General features: G+C 71.7%; 16 protein-coding genes and 1 rRNA gene. 14 read left to right on the top strand and 3 right to left on the bottom strand.

The window, feature by feature from the left end; genetic code table 11:
* The 9 genes from rrf to ACWCP6_RS35490 all read left to right on the top strand — a co-directional run.
* Positions 1 to 82 (top strand): 5S ribosomal RNA (gene rrf, locus ACWCP6_RS35530); the annotation flags it as partial.
* A 108-nt stretch (positions 83 to 190) separates the two neighbouring features.
* Positions 191 to 844, top strand: coding sequence for an HAD family hydrolase (locus tag ACWCP6_RS35525; RefSeq protein ID WP_450936777.1), 654 nt, complete (start codon positions 191 to 193; stop codon positions 842 to 844).
* Positions 845 to 1,110: 266 nt separating this feature from the next.
* Positions 1,111 to 2,352 (top strand): MFS transporter, encoded by a 1,242-nt coding sequence (locus tag ACWCP6_RS35520; RefSeq protein WP_450936776.1) that lies wholly within the window; start codon positions 1,111 to 1,113, stop codon positions 2,350 to 2,352.
* The gene (locus ACWCP6_RS35515; protein ID WP_450936775.1) at positions 2,303 to 3,475 is read left to right on the top strand and encodes an acetoin utilization protein AcuC; all 1,173 of its coding nucleotides are present in this window, start codon (positions 2,303 to 2,305) and stop codon (positions 3,473 to 3,475) included. Before ACWCP6_RS35520 ends, ACWCP6_RS35515 begins: the two co-directional genes overlap by 50 nt.
* A 330-nt stretch (positions 3,476 to 3,805) precedes the next feature.
* Complete coding sequence (locus ACWCP6_RS35510; protein WP_450936774.1) at positions 3,806 to 4,621, top strand: phosphatase; 816 nt, start codon at positions 3,806 to 3,808, stop codon at positions 4,619 to 4,621.
* 128 nt (positions 4,622 to 4,749) lie between these two features.
* Complete coding sequence (locus ACWCP6_RS35505; protein ID WP_450936773.1) at positions 4,750 to 4,959, top strand: helix-turn-helix domain-containing protein; 210 nt, start codon at positions 4,750 to 4,752, stop codon at positions 4,957 to 4,959.
* A gap of 112 nt (positions 4,960 to 5,071) precedes the next feature.
* Complete coding sequence (locus ACWCP6_RS35500; protein WP_003948845.1) at positions 5,072 to 5,170, top strand: 30S ribosomal protein bS22; 99 nt, start codon at positions 5,072 to 5,074, stop codon at positions 5,168 to 5,170.
* 736 nt (positions 5,171 to 5,906) lie between these two features.
* Positions 5,907 to 6,968, top strand: coding sequence for an NAD-dependent epimerase/dehydratase family protein (locus tag ACWCP6_RS35495; RefSeq protein ID WP_450936772.1), 1,062 nt, complete (start codon positions 5,907 to 5,909; stop codon positions 6,966 to 6,968).
* Positions 6,969 to 7,095: 127 nt separating this feature from the next.
* Positions 7,096 to 8,160 carry a lysophospholipid acyltransferase family protein gene (locus ACWCP6_RS35490; RefSeq protein ID WP_450936771.1) on the top strand — a complete coding sequence of 355 codons (1,065 nt, stop codon included), beginning with the start codon at positions 7,096 to 7,098 and terminating at the stop codon, positions 8,158 to 8,160.
* Positions 8,161 to 8,246: 86 nt separating this feature from the next.
* Here ACWCP6_RS35490 and ACWCP6_RS35485 read toward each other — a convergent pair whose 3' ends face one another.
* The 3 genes from ACWCP6_RS35485 to ACWCP6_RS35475 form a co-directional block, all read right to left on the bottom strand.
* Positions 8,247 to 9,470 carry a DUF5667 domain-containing protein gene (locus ACWCP6_RS35485; protein WP_450936770.1) on the bottom strand — a complete coding sequence of 408 codons (1,224 nt, stop codon included), beginning with the start codon at positions 9,468 to 9,470 and terminating at the stop codon, positions 8,247 to 8,249.
* Between the two features lie 249 nt (positions 9,471 to 9,719).
* On the bottom strand, positions 9,720 to 10,550 hold the full coding sequence (locus ACWCP6_RS35480; RefSeq protein ID WP_450936769.1) for an ECF subfamily RNA polymerase sigma factor, BldN family: 831 nt from the start codon (positions 10,548 to 10,550) through the stop codon (positions 9,720 to 9,722).
* 439 nt (positions 10,551 to 10,989) lie between these two features.
* Positions 10,990 to 11,925, bottom strand: a complete 936-nt coding sequence (locus ACWCP6_RS35475; protein ID WP_450936768.1) for an HAD family hydrolase — start codon at positions 11,923 to 11,925, stop codon at positions 10,990 to 10,992.
* 127 nt (positions 11,926 to 12,052) lie between these two features.
* Between ACWCP6_RS35475 and ACWCP6_RS35470 the strand changes: the two genes are divergently transcribed.
* From ACWCP6_RS35470 to ACWCP6_RS35450, 5 genes are all read left to right on the top strand, one after another.
* Entirely contained in the window at positions 12,053 to 12,340 is a 288-nt protein-coding gene (locus ACWCP6_RS35470) for a glutaredoxin family protein (RefSeq protein WP_450936767.1), read from the top strand.
* Positions 12,341 to 12,717: 377 nt separating this feature from the next.
* Positions 12,718 to 13,485, top strand: a complete 768-nt coding sequence (locus ACWCP6_RS35465; protein WP_450936766.1) for a redox-sensing transcriptional repressor Rex — start codon at positions 12,718 to 12,720, stop codon at positions 13,483 to 13,485.
* Positions 13,482 to 14,858 (top strand): glutamyl-tRNA reductase, encoded by a 1,377-nt coding sequence (locus tag ACWCP6_RS35460; RefSeq protein WP_450936765.1) that lies wholly within the window; start codon positions 13,482 to 13,484, stop codon positions 14,856 to 14,858. Before ACWCP6_RS35465 ends, ACWCP6_RS35460 begins: the two co-directional genes overlap by 4 nt.
* Positions 14,855 to 15,865, top strand: coding sequence for a hydroxymethylbilane synthase (gene hemC / locus ACWCP6_RS35455; protein WP_450936764.1), 1,011 nt, complete (start codon positions 14,855 to 14,857; stop codon positions 15,863 to 15,865). Before ACWCP6_RS35460 ends, hemC begins: the two co-directional genes overlap by 4 nt.
* Positions 15,862 to 17,550 (top strand): uroporphyrinogen-III synthase, encoded by a 1,689-nt coding sequence (locus ACWCP6_RS35450; RefSeq protein WP_450936763.1) that lies wholly within the window; start codon positions 15,862 to 15,864, stop codon positions 17,548 to 17,550. Before hemC ends, ACWCP6_RS35450 begins: the two co-directional genes overlap by 4 nt.
* Positions 17,551 to 17,610: the final 60 nt, after the last annotated feature.

The raw sequence follows: 17,610 nt of genomic DNA, 5'->3' as shown, positions 1-17,610 counted from the left end.
CATTCCGAACCCGGAAGCTAAGCCTCACAGCGCCGATGGTACTGCAGGGGGGACCCTGTGGGAGAGTAGGACGCCGCCGAACAAATTTTGAGAAGAGCCCCAACTTCTGGATCCGGTCCGGGAGTTGGGGCTCTTCTGCGTTTACGGGGCCATTCTCCAGCCGAAGTCCGTCTGCAATTAGTGTCGAGTCATGGGCTATGACCTGATCATTTTCGACAACGACGGTGTGCTCGTGGACAGCGAGCCGATTTCCAACCGTATCCTCGCCCGTTATCTCACCGAACTGGGACACCCCACCTCGTACGAGGATTCCCTTCGCGACTACATGGGCGGTGCCATGCACCGTATCCACGAGCTGGTGCTCGAGCGCAGCGGTCGCAGCCTGCCCGACGACTTCGACGACACCTTCCACACACGCGTCTTCGCCGCGTTCGAGCAGGAGTTGACGCCTGTCGACGGGGCCGTGAGCGTCCTGGAGAAGCTCGTGGCCGACCGTACGCCGTACTGCGTGGCCTCCTCCGGAAGCCATGAGCGGATTCGCGTCGGGCATCGGACGACCGGCCTGGACAGGTGGTTCGACGACAGCCGCATCTTCAGTTCGCAGGACGTGGGGCGGGGCAAGCCGGCACCGGACCTCTTCCTGTACGCCGCCGAGCGCATGGGCGTCGAGCCGGCACGGTGCGCGGTGGTCGAGGACAGTCCCCTCGGGATCCGGGCAGCCGTCGCGTCCGGCATGGACGTGTACGGGTTCACGGCGATGACGCCCGCCTCACGGCTGGCCGGAGCGACCGAACTGTTCCACCACATGAGGGAGCTGACCGCGCTTCTCGCCGGACAGGCGTGACCGGGTCAGCCCGCCCCCCAGGCCGGCTTCGGGGCGCGCACTGCGGTGGCGCTCGGTCTGGGCAGTGTCGTCCCCGCCGGGCAGACCGTGGTGCGGGAGCAGCGGCGGGAGGGAAGCTCAACGGGCTCGCCACGCTGATCCTGCTGGTCAATGCCGTGGGCCTGCTGCTCGGCTTCGTCGCCGGTGACTCGAGTGCCGCAGCAGAGCTGAGCAAAATTCAACTTCCATCTACCCACGGGTAAGCCGGAGCCCTACGCTGTGCCGCCATGACAGAAGTGCTGCGGCGCGGCAGGGCCTCCTTGGCATTCAGCTTCTTCGCACAGGGCTCCGCGTTCGCGCTGCTCGTCACCAGGATCCCCGCGATCCAGGACAGGTACGGGATATCGGACGGGCTGCTGCCCGTCTTCCTGGCCGCCGTGCCGATCCTGGCGGGTGCGGGAAGCGTGTGCACGGAGCAGCTGGTCAAGAGGGTCCGGCCGAGCCGGGTCCTGCGCTGGTCGCAGCCGGTGGTGCTGCTGGCGCTGCTCGGGGTCGGGGCGGGCGACCGGATGGCCGAGGCCGCCTTGGCGCTCGGGGTGTTCGGGCTGGCGGTCGGTGCGCTGGACGCGTCCATGAACATGCTCGGGGTGAGCCTGCAACGGGCCTACGGGCGCAGCATCATGCTCGGCTTCCACGCGGCGTACAGCCTCGGCGGGATCGTCGGCGCATCGCTGGCCTGGGCGGGCGCGCACTGGGAGCTGCCGCTGTTCGTGTCCTATCTGCCGGTGGTCGGGGTGCTGCTGCCCGCGGCGCTCATCGGAAGCCGGTGGTACGTCGACGGGGGTGCCCCGGGCGCCGAGGGGCCCGGCGAGACGGCCGGCGCGCAGAGTGGAGGTGCCGGAGGTGCGGGGCCCGTCGTCCTCGGGCTGCTGCTGCCGCTGTGCCTGGTGATGACGTTCGCGTACATCGGGGACTCGACGGTCTCCAACTGGAGCGCCAAGTACCTTCAGGACGTGCTGGGGAGCTCGGAGCAGCTGGCGACCCTCCCGTACAACGTCTACATGGTGACGACCCTGGTCGGGCGATCGCTCGGCGATCTCGGGGTGCGCCGCTTCGGAGCCGTCGCCGTGGTGCGTTGCGGGACGGTGGTGGCCGCGCTCGGGTTCGCGGTCGTGGCGGCGGCGCCGGGCGCATGGGTCGGCATGCTCGGATTCACCCTGTTGGGGCTCGGGCTGTGCGTGATCGTGCCGCAGACGTTCGCGGCGGCGGGTCGGCTCTTCCCCGGGGCCTCGGACACGGCGATCGCGCGGCTGAACGTCTTCAACTACGTCGGCTTTCTCGTCGGATCGCCGCTGGTGGGGGCGCTGGGGGATGCGTGGAACTACCGGGGCGCGATGCTCGTTCCGATGGTGTTGGTCCTTGTGACGCTGCTGTACGCCAAGTCGTTCGCCCCTCAACCGGCCCGATACGGTGATCGGCATGAGCGGCCGCGCACAGCTGATGTGGGACGAGGCAGTAACGGGCTATGACTTCGGTCCGGATCACCCGATGGATCCGGTCCGGCTGGCATTGACCCGTCGGCTGGTGACCGCCTTCGGGCTGGACCGTGGGCTCGAGGTGGTCGCCGCCAAGCGCGCGGGCGAGTCGACGCTGCGGCTCGTGCACCGCGAGGACTATGTGGAGGCGGTCAAGGCCGTCTCCGCGGATCCCGCCTCGGCGGACGGGACCTACGGCCTGGGGACGATGGACGACCCGGCCTTCGCCGGCATGCACGAGGTGTCGGCGCTGATCGCCGGGCAGTCCGTGGGCGCGGCGGAGGCGGTGTGGCGCGGGGACGCGCTGCATGCGGTGAACTTCGCGGGCGGGCTGCACCACGCCATGCCGGGCGGGGCCTCCGGGTTCTGCGTCTACAACGACGCGGCCGTGGCGATCGCACGGCTGCTGGAGCTGGGCGCCGAGCGGGTCGCCTACGTGGATGTGGACGTGCATCACGGGGACGGGGTGCAGGCCGCGTTCTGGGAGGACCCCCGGGTGCTCACGATCTCGCTGCACGAGCATCCGCGGACGCTGTTCCCGCAGACCGGATGGCCGGAGGAGACGGGGGCGGACTCGGCGCAGGGCACCGCGGTGAACGTGGCGCTGCCCGCGGGCACCGGCGATGCGGGCTGGGTGCGGGCGTTCCACGCGGTCGTGCCGGAGCTGCTGGCCGACTTCCGGCCCCAGGTGCTGGTGACCCAGCACGGTGCCGATACGCACTTCGAGGATCCGCTGGCGCATCTTGCGGTGTCCCTGGACGCGCAGCGGGCCGTGCAGGTCGCCTGCCATGAGCTGGCGCACGAGCACGCCGACGGGCGGTGGGTGGCCCTGGGCGGCGGGGGATACGCCGTGGTGGAGGTCGTGCCGCGGTCCTGGACCCACCTGGTGGGGATCGCCGCGGGAGCGCCGGTGGCCCCCGAGGAACGGATCCCCGAGGAGTGGCGGCAGGAAGTGTTCGCGCGGACCAGGCAGTTGGCCCCGCAGCGGATGACCGACGGGCGGTGGCCCGTGGCGTGGCGGGGCTGGGAGTCCGGGTACGACCCCGCGGACCGGGTGGACCAGGCGATCAGGGCGACCCGGAATGCGGTGTTCCCCCTGCGGGGGCTGCTGGCCTAGCGTCCGGGCCGGGCACCGGGGCCTGCCCGTCCTGACGTGGTCGGTCCGCGCGGTGTCGGGAGCCTGCCGGCGGCCCGGCATCCGTCCGGTCGGCATCGGGGCCTGCCCGTCCTCACCTGGTCCGCTCGCGCGGCACCGGGGCCTGTCCGTCCTCATGTGGTCCGTCCGCGCGGCACCGGGGCCTGCCCGGCGTCGCGGCGTGCATCCGCCTGGCGGCCGTGGTCTGGCGGCCGGCCCTGCGTCCGCCCGGGCCGGACGCCGGTTACGCCAACCGTGCGGTTCTCCTCCGTTCCCGTGAGCGCAGGAACGGCAATGCGGCAGCATCGGCACGTGTTCAGTGTCGGCGGCCTCCGGGCGCATCTGCTGGCCGCTCGGCTGGCCGGGATCGTGGCGACCTCGCGGGAGAAGAGTCTGCGCAGCTACCGGCTCTTCGCGGCGCGGGATCCGCGCGCGCTGCTCGGTCTCGATCCCGAGTGGACCTGGGGGCACCGGGACGTCATCGCGGTGATGGCCGACAAGTGCGGGGTGTCGGCCGATCCGGAGCACACCACCGGGCACGACGTCATCGATCCGGAGCGGACGGTGGCGGCGCTCGACGCGTTCGCGGAGCACGTCGGGGACGCGGCACGGCGCCGTGCGCCGGTCCTGCTGGGAACGGGCCACCCGCATCGACTGCTCGGTTTCTACGCCGCGTTGGCAGACGCATTGTCGGCGGCGGGATGTCCTGTTCTCACCCCCGCGCAGGGTCGCTGTGTCGACATAACGACCCGGTTCGGTCTACGCACGCTCAACATCGACTACGTACGGAGAGTGGCGTTGGTGCGAGAACCGGGGTCGCCCGGCGCCGGGAGTGCCACCGGCGCACACACCCACTCGCCGCTCCCGGTTCGGACCGTTCTGGCCGCCGCGGCGGAGGTCGGCGGACCACTCCCCGACCTGGTCATCGGCGACCACGGGTGGGTCTGCGGGGCAGGTCAGCTGGGCTTCCGTGCCATCGGCCTGGGGGACACGGACGATCCCGCGCTGTTCGTCGGTGAGGCGGAGGGGCAGGTATCCGTCGCCGTTCCGCTTGATGACGCTGTGCGGTCTGCTTACTACCGACCGCTTACTCGCTATGTACTCAAACGAGCGTGTCTGTCACAGTAGGCGGCCGATGGCTGCTCCTCTTCCCCACTCGCATCACCCGCCCCTAGTCTGGGGAGTGAGCGCACAGCGACGAGGAGTCACCGGAGGGGAAGCCGGTGCCCGTCATGTGTGGAAGGTTCAGGTGTGTCATGGCTGCTGGCGAGAGGCCTCTGAACGAGGTTCAGTTCCTGACCGTGGCGGAAGTCGCCTCGGTGATGCGAGTGTCGAAGATGACCGTGTACCGGCTGGTGCACAGCGGTCATCTGCCCGCCATCCGGGTGGGGAGGTCTTTCCGCGTCCCGGAGCAAGCGGTTCACGAGTACCTTCGCGAGTCCTATGTGGGGGTGGAGACGGGCTGATCGGTGCACTCGATTACAAGCTCGGCGCTCGGGGCGGGTAGGCTAGCCCCTCGTAGGTCGTGTGGGCCCATGCAGCCCAGCACCGAGTGAAGAGAAGTGAGCGAGGGTAGTCGTGGGCTCTGTTATCAAGAAGCGGCGCAAGCGGATGGCGAAGAAGAAGCACCGCAAGCTGCTCAAGCGCACTCGCGTTCAGCGTCGCAACAAGAAGTAAGCGACCGCTGCACAGCGCGCTCTGTGGCCCTCCCGCCTTCCGGCGGGAGGGCCACAGCCCGTTCCCGGAGAGCGGGCGCGCCACTTCCCGGCCCACGGCGCACCGCCCTCATGGCGCGCCGCGCGCACCGTGGTGCAGGCCCTCGCGGTCCGTCCCGCACCCCGCGGCGCACCTCGCGGTCCGTCCCGCGTCACCGCCCTGGCCCTCGCGTCACCGCCCCGGCCTTCGCGGCCCCTCCCGCGCACCGCGGCCCGTCCCGCACCCCGCCTCGGCCCTCATGGGTTGGTCGGCCTCACCACGGTGCCCCCGGTGCGTTCACGGGCTCGTCCCGCGGACAACGTCGCACCGGCCCGTCACGGCTCGCCCCGCGCCCCAGCCCCTCGGCTGCCCGCTGCGGTAGGGCCGGTTCCGGCCGCCCGTCACGGCCGTCCCGCACCCCGTCCATCGGCCACTCGCCGCGCCACGGCGAGACGGTCCCGCCCGGCCCGCCACGGCCGCCCCGGCCCGGCCCGTCCCACGCCCCGCCCGGCCCGTCCCACGCCCCGCCCGGCCCGTCCCGCGCCACCCCCCGGTCGGTTCCGCGCCACGTCCCGGCCCGTCCCGTACACGCGGTTGTACGTCGTTCTTGTGGCTGTCGTCACTTCATGCAGCGTGCGGTCATCACAGCGCAACATCCACCCGCTAACGTGGCGCCAGCGAGGGGAACCCGGCACAGCTGGAAGGTAGGTCGCTGATCTTGGGCAAGGTCGTGCTCGTGACCGGGGTGGCCCGGCAGCTCGGAGGCCGGCTCGTCCGGCGCATCCAGCGGGACCCCCAGGTCGACCGGGTGGTCGCCGTGGACGCGGTCCCGCCCGAGCACCATCTCGGCGGTGCGGACTTCGTGCGCGCCGACATCAGGCAGCCGACCATCGCGAAGGTGCTCGCCGAGCACGCCGTCGACACCGTCGTCCACATGGACGTCACCGGCACGGCACTGGGCGGTGGCAGCCGGGCCTCCATCAAGGAGACCAACGTCATCGGCACGATGCAGCTGCTCGGCGCCATCCAGAAGTCGCCGACGGTGAAGCGGCTGGTCGTGAAGTCCTCCACGAACGTCTACGGTTCGGCACCCCGCGACCCCGCTGTGTTCACCGAGACGACCCCGCCCAAGTCGCTGCCCAGCGGCGGCTTCGCCAAGGACACGGTCGAGGTCGAGGGGTATGTACGGGGCTTTGCGCGCCGTCGCCCCGATGTGGCCGTATGCGTGCTGCGCTTCGCGAACATCCTCGGCCCGACCGCGGACTCGCCGCTCGCGGAGTACTTCTCGCTGCCCGTACTGCCCACCGTGTTCGGCTACGACCCGCGGCTGCAGTTCGTGCACGAGGACGATGTGATCGACGTGCTGCGGGTCGCCGCGCACGACCCGGATCGCGGGACGCTCAACAGCGGCACCTTCAACATCGCCGGCGACGGCGTGCTGCTGCTGTCACAGTGCTCGCGCCGCCTGGGCCGCCCCACCGTGCCCGTGCTGCTGCCCGCGGTCACCTGGGCGGGCTCCACACTGCGCACGCTCGGCCTGACGGACTTCTCGCCCGAGCAGCTGCGGCTGCTCACCCATGGCCGGGTCGTGGCGACACATCAGATGCGCGAGACACTGGGGTTCCGGCCCAAGTACTCCACTGCAGAAACGTTCGCGGACTTCGTTCGGAGCCGTGGTCCCGGGCTGCTCCCGCCGGAGGCGCTCGCCGGGGCCGTCGACCGGCTCGACGCCCTGGTCCGCGGCCGCGGACGTGACCCGAAGACCTCCACCGTCATCTGACCCCGACAGACCCGTGCTTGACCCCCGCGCCATAGACACAGAGCTCCCCCAAGCTCTCGGTTCCTCCCCCGTGAGCAGGGAGACCCCCATGAGCAGGGGCACCCCCAGCCGAAGGAGCGCATCAAACATGGCGGACGCCAAGGTCATTCCGTTCGACGACGACCGGACGCGTGCCGGTGTGCAGCGCCCCGCGCGCCGCAGGGCCACGGCCGCGAACGGCCGGCGCAAGGGCGAGCCGGAGGCGGTGCGCGGGGTCAAGACCCTGCCCACAGCGCCCGGGCGGCGGGATCATGTGTCCGTGGAGGACGACGAGGAACGCGCGGCACCGTCGGAGCGGACCGCACCGGACGCCGGAAGCTGGGACCGCCGGGTGGCGGGCGGTCTGGCCTTCCTGCGGCGCCGGCTGACCGGGGACTACGAGGTCGACGACTTCGGGTACGACAAGGAGCTGACCGACCAGGTCCTGATGTCGCTGCTGCGCCCGGTGTACGAGAAGTACTTCCGGGTCGAGGTGAAGGGCATCGAGAACATCCCCGCCGACGGCGGGGCGCTGATCGTCGCCAACCACTCGGGCACGCTGCCGCTGGACGGCCTGATGATGCAGGTCGCCGTGCACGACAACCATCCGCAGGGGCGGCATCTGCGCCTGCTCGCCGCCGATCTGGTCTTCATGCTGCCGGTGGTCAACGAGCTGGCCCGCAAGGCCGGGCACACGCTCGCCTGTGCGGAGGACGCCGAGCGGCTGCTGGAGCGGGGCGAGTTGGTCGGGGTGATGCCAGAGGGCTTCAAGGGCATCGGGAAGCCCTTCGGGGAGCGGTACAAGCTCCAGCGCTTCGGGCGGGGCGGTTTCGTGTCGACCGCGCTGCGGGCCGGGACGCCGATCGTGCCGTGTTCGATCGTCGGGGCCGAGGAGATCTACCCCATGATCGGCAACGCGAAGACCCTCGCGCGGCTGCTCGGTATCCCGTACTTCCCGATCACGCCCACGTTCCCCTGGCTCGGCCCCCTGGGTGCCGTACCGCTGCCGACGAAGTGGACGATCCAGTTCGGCGAGCCGATCGCGACGGACGAGTACCCGCCGGAGGCGGCGGAGGACCCGATGCTGATGTTCAACCTGACGGACCAGGTGCGGGAACAGATCCAGCACACGCTGTACAAGCTGCTGGTGCAGCGCCGGTCGGTCTTCTTCTGACCGGGCACGCCGATGGGGCGCCCTCCGATGTGGAGGGCGCCCCATCCGCATGTGGACGCCGTGTCGCGCCGGGCTCTGGCGCCGCCCTACGGCGCGTCCTCGCCGTCGATGCCCAGGCCGGGCAACAGGCCCGGGAGCAGCGGCGGGAGGGTCACGTCCGGCTGGGGTACCGAGCCGGTCCTGCCGGAGCCGGATGCGGATCCGGACGGGCTCGGACTGGTGCGGTCGTCCTTGGGCGGGTCGAGCAGTCCGCCGGTGCTGCCACCGAGCAGGCCGCCGTCCCTGGCGCCGTCGGAGTCGGACGGGGACGGTTTGCCTGCGCTGTTTCCGCGGCCGTCGGGGGAGCCGCGGGACGCGGACGGCGCCGGGCGGTCGGTACCGGGCGAGCCGGTGCCCACGTGGCCCGTGCTCCGGCTCCGGCCGGGCTGTCCCTGGGCCGGCGGCTGCGGCAGCAGCGAGCGGAGCGGGGCGACCTCTTGGTCTATGGCGTCGAAGACCGAGCTCACCTGGGCGCTGACGTCACCGAGCTGGACGGGCAGCCGGTCGCGCAGGGCGCCCCAGGCCTCGCGGTGCGACTGGGCGAACGCGGACAGCGCCTGGATGGGCCCGAGGGAACCGTCGCGCTCGTACGCCGCGTGGAGCAGCCGGTGGCCTTCGGTCGCGTCGTGCTGCATGCCGGACAGGGCGCGTCGGACCTCGGTCACGGATTCGTGGTCGAGGTGGCCGCTGCGGCCGCGCTCCATGAGCCTGCGCGCCTCGTTCAGCCGGGTGGAGGCCTGGTCCAGGTAGATCTGGCCGCGGTCGGAGTCACCGTCGGCCATGCCTAGCTTCAGGTCCTCCATGCCCCGCTTCAGCCCGTAGAGCGAGTCGCCGGGCAGGGCCTGGGAGCTGGCCGCGGCCACTCCGCCGAAGGCGCCGGCGGCCACGCCGACGGTGAGTCCGCCGGCGGCGATGCTCTTGGACAGGCGGGAACGCGGCCGTAGCTTGCCCAGGGTGGTCGCCCGGTGGGCGCCCTTGCGGGACCGCTGCCCGGGCACCGAGGCGCCGGACGCTTCCCCGGAGGCCGTGCTCTCCTGGAGCATGGCCTCCATGGCGGCCACCAGTTGGGCCCGCTGGACGACCTTCACCTCGGGGTCCAGTGCGGGTTTCGGCAGTGCGCCGAGGCCGCCCGCCAGGGCCACCATGCGGGATCGCTCGACCTCGTCGAGCGGCCTCTCGGACTGCTCGGCCGCCGCGTCCCGGTCGGATGGCTCCTCCAGGGCCTGGGCGAAGGCGTTCGCCCGCCGGTGCGCCGATACGTTCGCGATCACTGGCGGCACCTCCTCTCGTCATGACGGTCGACTCCCCAGGGGGTCCTGAGGGTTGCACACCCGGGCCGACGCCACACGATCGTGTGAGTGAAGGCTGTCGGAGTGTGACCACAGGGAGCCTGCATCCCGCACAACGAGCGGCTTGGCACTTGGGTTACGGACGAAAGATGATCGGACAGCGAATCCAACGGACGCTCACGGAGGGTGAGTTGAGGATCGCCGAGGGTGTACGCGCGCCGCGTACCGGAATCAGCGTGCGTCGTCCGGGAGCAGCCGGGCCAGGGTGCGCACGGCGCGGTACTGGAGGGTCTTGATCGCGCCCTCGTTCTTGCCCATGACCCGTGCGGTCTCGGCGACCGACAGCCCCTGGAGGAAGCGCAGGGTGACGCACTCCTGCTGCTGGGGGTTGAGGCGGCGTACGGCGTCGAGGAGGGCCGCGTTGGACAGGGACTCCAGGACGGAGTCCTCGGGGCTGCGCTCGACCTCGTTGGCGTCGAGCATCTCACCGGTCGTGACCTCCAGGCGGAAGCGGGACGACTTGAAGTGGTCGGCGACCAGATTGCGCGCGATCGTGACCAGCCAGGCGCCGAAGTCGCGGCCCTGCCAGGTGAAGGTGCCGATGCGGCGCAGTGCGCGCAGGAACGTCTCGCTGGTCAGGTCCTCGGCGGTCGCCTTGCCGCCCACGCGGTAGTAGATGTACCGGTACACGGTGTCGCTGTACTGGTCGTAGAGGCGGCCGAAGGCCTCGGCCTCGCCGGCCTGGGCGCGCTCCACCAGCTCCATCATCCGGGCGCTGTCGCTGTCCGCGGCCGGGCGTCGCGCGTGGGCCGCGGTGGCGGCGCCCGAGCGGCCCCGTCTGCCGACTTCCCGCCCCTCACCCAGCCGTCGTCCTTCGACGACGGCGCTGCGCGCCGGGGCCTTCTTGAAGCCCTCGGCGAGGGCATAGGCCGGGCCGAGGGGTGCAGGGACGGCGAAGGCGGGGACGGCGTACGCGGTGGGGACGAAGCCGCGCAGGCGGTCGATGACCGATGCGCGCAGCGTAGCCAGGCCCGAGGCGTCAACCCCGACGTGTGGGTACACGGGACTCCCAGAGGCAGAGCTTCCATCACGTGCAGTGCGGGACCGTTCACCCGTCGTGGCGACGAATGGGTACCGGTTTGCGTCTGAGGAGAATAACGCTTCGTACAGGCAGCGCTACACCCAGTTGCTCAAATCATCGATTACGTCGCTTCTGTAACCGAATGGCGCTTGATCAAATGCCTTTCAGTGACCGGTTGTTGAACGAATCGGTTCGCGTTCCGTCTGAGTGCGGGGCGTGTTGTGGCCGAGTGCCGTCAACGGGACTGGCGGGGAGCCCCTGGGGGTAGGAGCACGGAATGCGAACGGCCGCCCCGGGTTTTCCGGGGCGGCCGTCCCACGATTGTTCGAGAGTGCGTCACGGGGCGCATCCGCGCCGGTGTTCGGCGCTTCTCCGGATGCTGTCGCAGCTGTTGCCGCTGCGGGCGGCGGGCGGCGGGCGTCAGCGCCGGCGGCGGTGCAGTGCGATCGCGGCCGCGGTGCCGCCCGCGACGGCGCCGACGCCGGCCGCGGCCGGGATGCCGACCTTCGCGGCCTTGCGGCCCGTGCGGTAGTCGCGCAGCCGCCAGTCGAGCCGGCGGGCGTGCTTGCGCAGTTTGCCGTCCGGGTTGATCGCGTACGGATGCCCGACCAGCGACAGCATCGGAATGTCGTTGTGCGAGTCGCTGTAGGCGGCGCAGCGCCCCAGCTCCAGGCCTTCGGCGGCGGCGAGCGCGCGTACCGCCTCGGCCTTCGCGGGCCCGTGCAGCGGTTCGCCGACGAGCTTGCCGGTGTAGACGCCGTCGACGGACTCGGCGACCGTGCCGAGCGCGCCGGTCAGGCCGAGGCGCCGGGCGATCACCGTGGCGATCTCCACCGGGGCCGCGGTGACGAGCCACACCTTCTGGCCCGCGTCGAGGTGGGCCTGGGCGAGCGCACGCGTGCCCGGCCAGATGCGCTCGGCCATGTACTCGTCGTAGATCTCCTCGCCGATGGACATCAGTTCGGAGACCCGGTGGCCCTTGACGATGGACAGCGCGGATTCGCGGACGTCCTGCATGTGGTCGGGGTCCTCGACCCCGGCGAGCCGGAACCAGGTCTGCTGCCAGGCGAACCTGGCGAGCTCGCGCCGCTGGAAGAACTTCCGCTTGTAGAGGCCGCGGCCGAAGTGGAACAGCGCGGCGCCCTGCATGACGGTGTTGTCGAGGTCGAAGAAGGCGGCGGCCTGCTCGTCGCCGACGACGGGGAACTGGGGCTCCTCTTCGTCTCTGTCGGGCGCGGCGGCCTCCGCCAGTTCCTGGGAGGACTTGCGTGCTGCCTCCGCCGAGGCCTCGCCGGCCAGCACGCTGCGTGCCGTGGCGGAGCGCCTGCGGGGGGTGAGCCATCCGGGAGCGGCCATGCGGTGAGCATAGCCAGTTTGTTCGGTGCTTCCGGAGTCGCGGGGATTCCAGGCTGTGAACTCTCCGCGACCGGACCGTTAAACGGCTTGTCCCGGGGGCGGCCGGCCGGTCCGCCGCCGGGTGAGAATGGCCGGTATGAGTCCCCTTTTTCGCCGTACGGAGAAGAAGCGGCCCGAGGACCGGGTCGTCACGCTGATCAGGAAGCCGGGCTGTCATCTGTGCGACGACGCACAGGCCGTGATCGAGAAGGTCTGCGGCGAGCTCGGCGCGTCCTGGGAGCAGAAGGACATCACGCAGGACGAGGAGCTGTACCGCAGGTACTGGGAGCAGATCCCGGTGGTGCTGGTGGACGGGGAGCAGCACGACTTCTGGCGGGTGAAGGAGGAGCGTCTGCGCAGGGCGCTCACCGCATGAAGCCCGCCATCCGCCGTCCTCGCCGGGCGTGGCGTCGCGCCGCCGGACGGCCCGGCCGGTCCGGGGAGTGCCGCGGCGCTCGGCAGGCGTACCCCGACGGCGGGTGCCCGGGGCGGCCGCGGCGTCGCCGGGCGGGGCGCCCGGAGGTCGGGCGGACGGGTCCGGGGGAGCGGCGCCGGCCCGGGTGTGAGGGGTGTCGCACCCGGTTCCGTGCCGGTTCCCGGAACGCGCGTCCAGTGTGCGTGACCCCGGTCACGTTGGCCGGGCAAATCGGACACCATCTTTGTGCACGCGTTCACAAAGACATAGCCTGCTGTCGACGGGGCGGTCCTGGGACGTATGACCGCCCGCAGCCCCGCTCTACCCGCAGGAGCACCGTGGCAACTGGCCGAACACACCGACCGGCGACACGCAGCCGAGGAATTCCCGAGGCCACCGTCGCCAGGCTTCCGCTGTACCTCCGAGCCCTCACCGCTCTGTCGGAGCGCTCGGTGCCCACGGTCTCCTCCGAAGAGCTGGCGGCCGCCGCGGGGGTCAATTCCGCCAAGCTGCGCAAGGACTTCTCGTACCTGGGTTCGTACGGCACGCGCGGTGTCGGCTACGACGTCGAATACCTCGTCTACCAGATCTCCCGTGAACTGGGCCTCACCCAGGACTGGCCCGTCGTGATCGTCGGTATCGGTAACCTCGGCGCCGCCCTCGCCAACTACGGGGGATTCGCCTCCCGTGGCTTCCGGGTCGCCGCGCTGATCGACGCGGACCCCGCGATGAAGGGCAAGCCGGTCGCGGGCATCCCGGTGCAGCACACCGACGACCTCGAGAAGATCATCAGCGACAACGGTGTCTCCATCGGCGTCATCGCGACCCCGGCGGGCGCCGCTCAGCAGGTGTGCGACCGGCTCGTCGCCGCGGGCGTCACCTCCATCCTGAACTTCGCACCGACCGTGCTGTCCGTGCCGGACGGCGTCGACGTGCGCAAGGTCGACCTCTCGATCGAGCTGCAGATCCTCGCCTTCCACGAGCAGCGCAAGGCCGGCGAGGAGACCGAGGGTCCCGAGGAGACGGGCGCGGCGGCCGCCGCGCCGAAGTCGGCCCAGGACCCGAAGGGACCCGACGGGGACGTCCCCGCCGTGATGCCGGCATGAGTCTCCTCGTCGTCGGACTGAGCCACCGCAGCGCCCCGGTCAGCGTGCTGGAGCGGGCCTCGCTCGCCATGGACGCGCAGACGAAGCTGCTGCACGACACGCTGGCCGCCGAGCCGGCGGTCGAGGCCGCCGTCCTCGCCACCTGCAACCGCATCGAGCTCTACGCCGACGTGGACAAGTTCCACGCGGGCGTCGCCGAGCTGTCCACGCTGCTCGCCCAGCACAGCGGCGTCGGCCTGGACGAGCTCACCCCGTACCTGTACGTGCACTACGAGGACCGGGCCGTCCACCACCTGTTCTCGGTGGCCTGCGGCCTGGACTCGATGGTCGTCGGCGAGGGCCAGATCCTCGGCCAGATCAAGGACTCCCTCGCCACCGCGCAGGACCTGCACACCGCGGGCCGGCTGCTGAACGACCTGTTCCAGCAGTCGCTGCGGGTCGGCAAGCGCGCGCACTCCGAGACCGGCATCGACCGTGCCGGGCAGTCCCTGGTCACCTTCGGCCTGGAGCAGCTGGCCGCCGGTGCGCCCGTCGAGGCCTGGGCGGCGGGCAAGCGCGCCCTCGTCGTGGGTGCCGGGTCGATGTCCTCGCTGGCCGCCGCGACGCTGGCCAGGGCCGGGGTCGCCGAGGTGGTCATCGCCAACCGCACGCTCGAGCGGGCCGAGCGGCTCGCGCAGATCCTGACGGAGCCGGGCGGCACCGGTGTCGCCGCCCGCGCGGTGCCGATGGACCGGGTCGCCGACGAACTGACACGTGCCGACATCGCCGTGTCCTGCACCGGGGCGACCGGGCTGGTCCTCACGGGCCAGGACGTCGAGGGCGCCCTCGTGGGGCGCCCGGGCCCGCTGGCCCTGCTCGACCTCGCGATGCCCCGGGACATCGACGCCGCCGCGCACCGCCTCGACGGGGTTCGCCTCGTCGACATCGAGTCGCTGGCCGAGGCCTCCGCCGACGCGCCGATGGCCGCCGACGTGGACCAGGTCCGCGGGATCGTCTCCGACGAGGTCGCCGCCTTCGGCGCGGCCCAGCGCGCCGCGCACATCACGCCGACCGTGGTCGCCCTGCGCACCATGGCCGCCGACGTCGTCGCCGGCGAGGTCGCCCGCCTCGACGGACGGCTGCCCGAGCTGGACGACCGGCAGCGCGCCGAGATCACCCAGACCGTCCGGCGCGTCGTCGACAAGCTGCTGCACGCGCCGACCGTACGGATCAAGCAGCTGGCCGCCGAGCCCGGCGGCGCCGGATACGCGGACGCCCTGCGCACCCTCTTCGACCTCGACCCGGAGGCGGTCGCCGCCGTCTCGCGGGCCGACCACCGGGGTGACGCGGACGTCAAGAACGCCAAGACCGCCGAGAACCGAGGGCGAGCATGACTGAGAAGGCACTGAGACTGGGGACCAGGCGAAGCAAGCTCGCCATGGCCCAGTCCGGGCATGTCGCGGAGGCCGTCCGGAAACTGACCGGCCGGCCCGTGGAGCTCGTCGAGATCACGACCTACGGCGACACCTCCCGCGAGCACCTGGCGCAGATCGGCGGCACCGGCGTCTTCGTCACGGCGCTGCGCGACGCGCTGCTGAGCGGCGAGGTGGACTTCGCCGTGCACTCCCTGAAGGACCTGCCGACCACGCAGCCCGACGACCTGCTGCTCGCGGCCGTGCCGCCGCGCGAGGACCCGCGGGACGTGCTGATCGCGCGTGACGGCCTGACCTTCGCCCAGCTGCCGGACGGCGCACGGGTCGGCACGGGTTCGCCGCGCCGCATGGCCCAGCTGAACGCGTACGCCCGCAACCACGGGATGCGGATCGAGACGGTCGCGATACGCGGCAACGTCGACACCCGCATCGGATATGTGCGCAGTGGGGAGCTCGACGCCGTCGTGCTCGCCGCTGCGGGCCTCAAGCGCCTCGGCCGGATCGACGAGGTGACCGACTTCCTGTCGGTCGACACGGTCCTGCCCGCCCCCGGCCAGGGGGCCCTGGCGATCGAGTGCAGGGCGGGTTCGACCGCCCGAGACGCTGCACTCGCCGCTTCGCTCGCCGAGCTCGACGACCCGCACACGCGGGCCGCCGTGACCGCCGAGCGGTCCCTGCTCGCCGCCCTGGAGGCCGGTTGCAGCGCCCCCGTGGGGGCGTTGGCCGACATCCCCCAAGCTCTCGACTTCGCTCGAGCAGGGGGAACCCCCATGGCCGACGGGCAGATTGTCAAGGAGATGCGCCTGCGCGGCGTCGTCGGCACGACCGACGGCACGACGCTGGTGCAGCTGTCCACCACCGGTCCCGTGCCCGAGACGGAGACCCAGGCTCTTGCGCTCGGCCGCGAACTCGCTGCCGAGATGCTCGCCAAGGGCGCGGCCGGTCTGATGGGGGAGCGAGCACTTTGAGCCCCACCACCTCTAACCAACCCGCCGTTCCCGCGCACGGGCACGTCACCTTTCTCGGTGCCGGGCCCGGGGATCCGGGCCTGCTGACGCTGCGCGCCGTGGAGGCGCTGGCGAACGCGGACGTGCTGATCGCCGAGCCCGATGTGCTCGACGTGGTCCGCGCGCACGCCAGGGCAGGCACCAACGCGCTGTCCCTGGACGGGGACACGGGCACGCCCGGGCAGACGGATGCTGACGACACGTCAACAGCCGTCCGGGCCCCCGCGTTGAGGGACGCGGCCAATCTTGTCATGGAGGCTGCACGGGGCGGCAAGCGGGTCGTCCGTGCTGTCACCGGCGATCCGGGGCTCGACACCGACACCGCCGAGGAGATGCTCGCGTGCGCCACCGCGGGCGTCCCCTTCGAGGTGGTGCCGGGCATCGCCGCCGCCGTGGGCGTGCCCGCCTACGCGGGTGTGCCGCTGCGCGACGCCGAGGGGACGGACGTGCGTTTCGTCGACGCGCGCACCGCCCCGCAGCGCTGCTGGACCGAGGCGGGCGTCTCCGACTGCACCGTCGTCGTCTCGGCGACCCTCGAGACGGTGGCCGCGGCCGCCGGTGAGCTGGTCGCCGCGGGCCGCAAGCCCGATACGCCGATGACGGTCACGATCGCCGGTACGACGACGCGCCAGCGCACCTGGTCCGCGACGCTGGGCACGATCGCGCAGACGCTGAAGCAGGCGAAGGTGCTGCCGTCCCCGGACGGCGGGCGCCCGGTGATAGCCGTGGTCGGTGAGCGTTCCGCCGCCGCCCGGCGCGACCAGCTGTCGTGGTTCGAGTCCAAGCCGCTGTTCGGCTGGAAGGTGCTCGTGCCGCGTACGAAGGAGCAGGCGGCGTCGCTCTCCGACCAGCTGCGCTCGTACGGCGCCGTGCCGCACGAGGTCCCGACGATCGCCGTCGAGCCGCCGCGTACGCCCCAGCAGATGGAGCGCGCGGTCAAGGGTCTGGTGACGGGCCGCTACGAGTGGATCGCCTTCACGTCGGTCAACGCGGTCAAGGCCGTCCGCGAGAAGTTCGAGGAGTACGGCCTCGACGCCCGTGCCTTCGCGGGCATCAAGGTCGCGGCGGTGGGCGAGCAGACCGCCAAGGCGCTGATCGCCTTCGGCGTGAAGCCGGACCTGGTGCCGAGCGGCGAGCAGTCCGCGGCGGGCCTCCTCGAGGACTGGCCGCCGTACGACCCGGTGTTCGACCCGATCGACCGCGTCTTCCTGCCGCGCGCCGACATCGCGACCGAGACGCTGGTCGCGGGCCTCATCGAGCTGGGCTGGGAGGTCGACGACGTCACGGCGTACCGCACCGTGCGTGCGTCGCCGCCGCCGGCGGACACCCGTGAGGCCATCAAGGGCGGCGGCTTCGACGCGGTGCTGTTCACCTCGTCCTCCACGGTGCGCAATCTCGTCGGCATCGCGGGCAAGCCGCACAACGTGACGGTCATCGCCTGCATCGGCCCGGCCACGGCCAAGACGGCCGAGGAGCACGGGCTGCGGGTCGACGTCATGGCCCCGGAGCCGTCGGTGCACAAGCTGGCGGAGGCGCTGGCGGACTTCGGCGCGAAGCGGAGGGATGCCGCCCTGGAGGCCGGCGATCCCGTGACGCGGCCGAGCGAGCGGCGGCCGGGGGCGCGCAGGCGCCGTACGGCTACGTGAGGCAGGGCGCGGCGCGTAGGCGCCGGCCAAGCTGACCGTTGCGGGGGTCCGGGGGCTTGC

The organism is Streptomyces sp. NPDC002004, assembly GCF_053593975.1.
This window is presented reverse-complemented; position numbering and strand designations above follow the sequence as displayed.

What these genes read in the sequence shown, in the direction of transcription:
- ACWCP6_RS35475 (WP_450936768.1), bottom strand. Translation starts at nt 11,925, where the DNA reads ATGGCCGCTCCCGGATGGCTCACCCCCCGCAGGCGCTCCGCCACGGCA.
- ACWCP6_RS35525 (WP_450936777.1), top strand. Translation starts at nt 191, where the DNA reads ATGGGCTATGACCTGATCATTTTCGACAACGACGGTGTGCTCGTGGAC.
- ACWCP6_RS35490 (WP_450936771.1), top strand. Translation starts at nt 7,096, where the DNA reads ATGGCGGACGCCAAGGTCATTCCGTTCGACGACGACCGGACGCGTGCC.
- hemC (WP_450936764.1), top strand. Translation starts at nt 14,855, where the DNA reads ATGACTGAGAAGGCACTGAGACTGGGGACCAGGCGAAGCAAGCTCGCC.
- ACWCP6_RS35515 (WP_450936775.1), top strand. Translation starts at nt 2,303, where the DNA reads ATGAGCGGCCGCGCACAGCTGATGTGGGACGAGGCAGTAACGGGCTAT.
- ACWCP6_RS35505 (WP_450936773.1), top strand. Translation starts at nt 4,750, where the DNA reads ATGGCTGCTGGCGAGAGGCCTCTGAACGAGGTTCAGTTCCTGACCGTG.
- ACWCP6_RS35460 (WP_450936765.1), top strand. Translation starts at nt 13,482, where the DNA reads ATGAGTCTCCTCGTCGTCGGACTGAGCCACCGCAGCGCCCCGGTCAGC.
- ACWCP6_RS35520 (WP_450936776.1), top strand. Translation starts at nt 1,111, where the DNA reads ATGACAGAAGTGCTGCGGCGCGGCAGGGCCTCCTTGGCATTCAGCTTC.
- ACWCP6_RS35470 (WP_450936767.1), top strand. Translation starts at nt 12,053, where the DNA reads ATGGCCGGTATGAGTCCCCTTTTTCGCCGTACGGAGAAGAAGCGGCCC.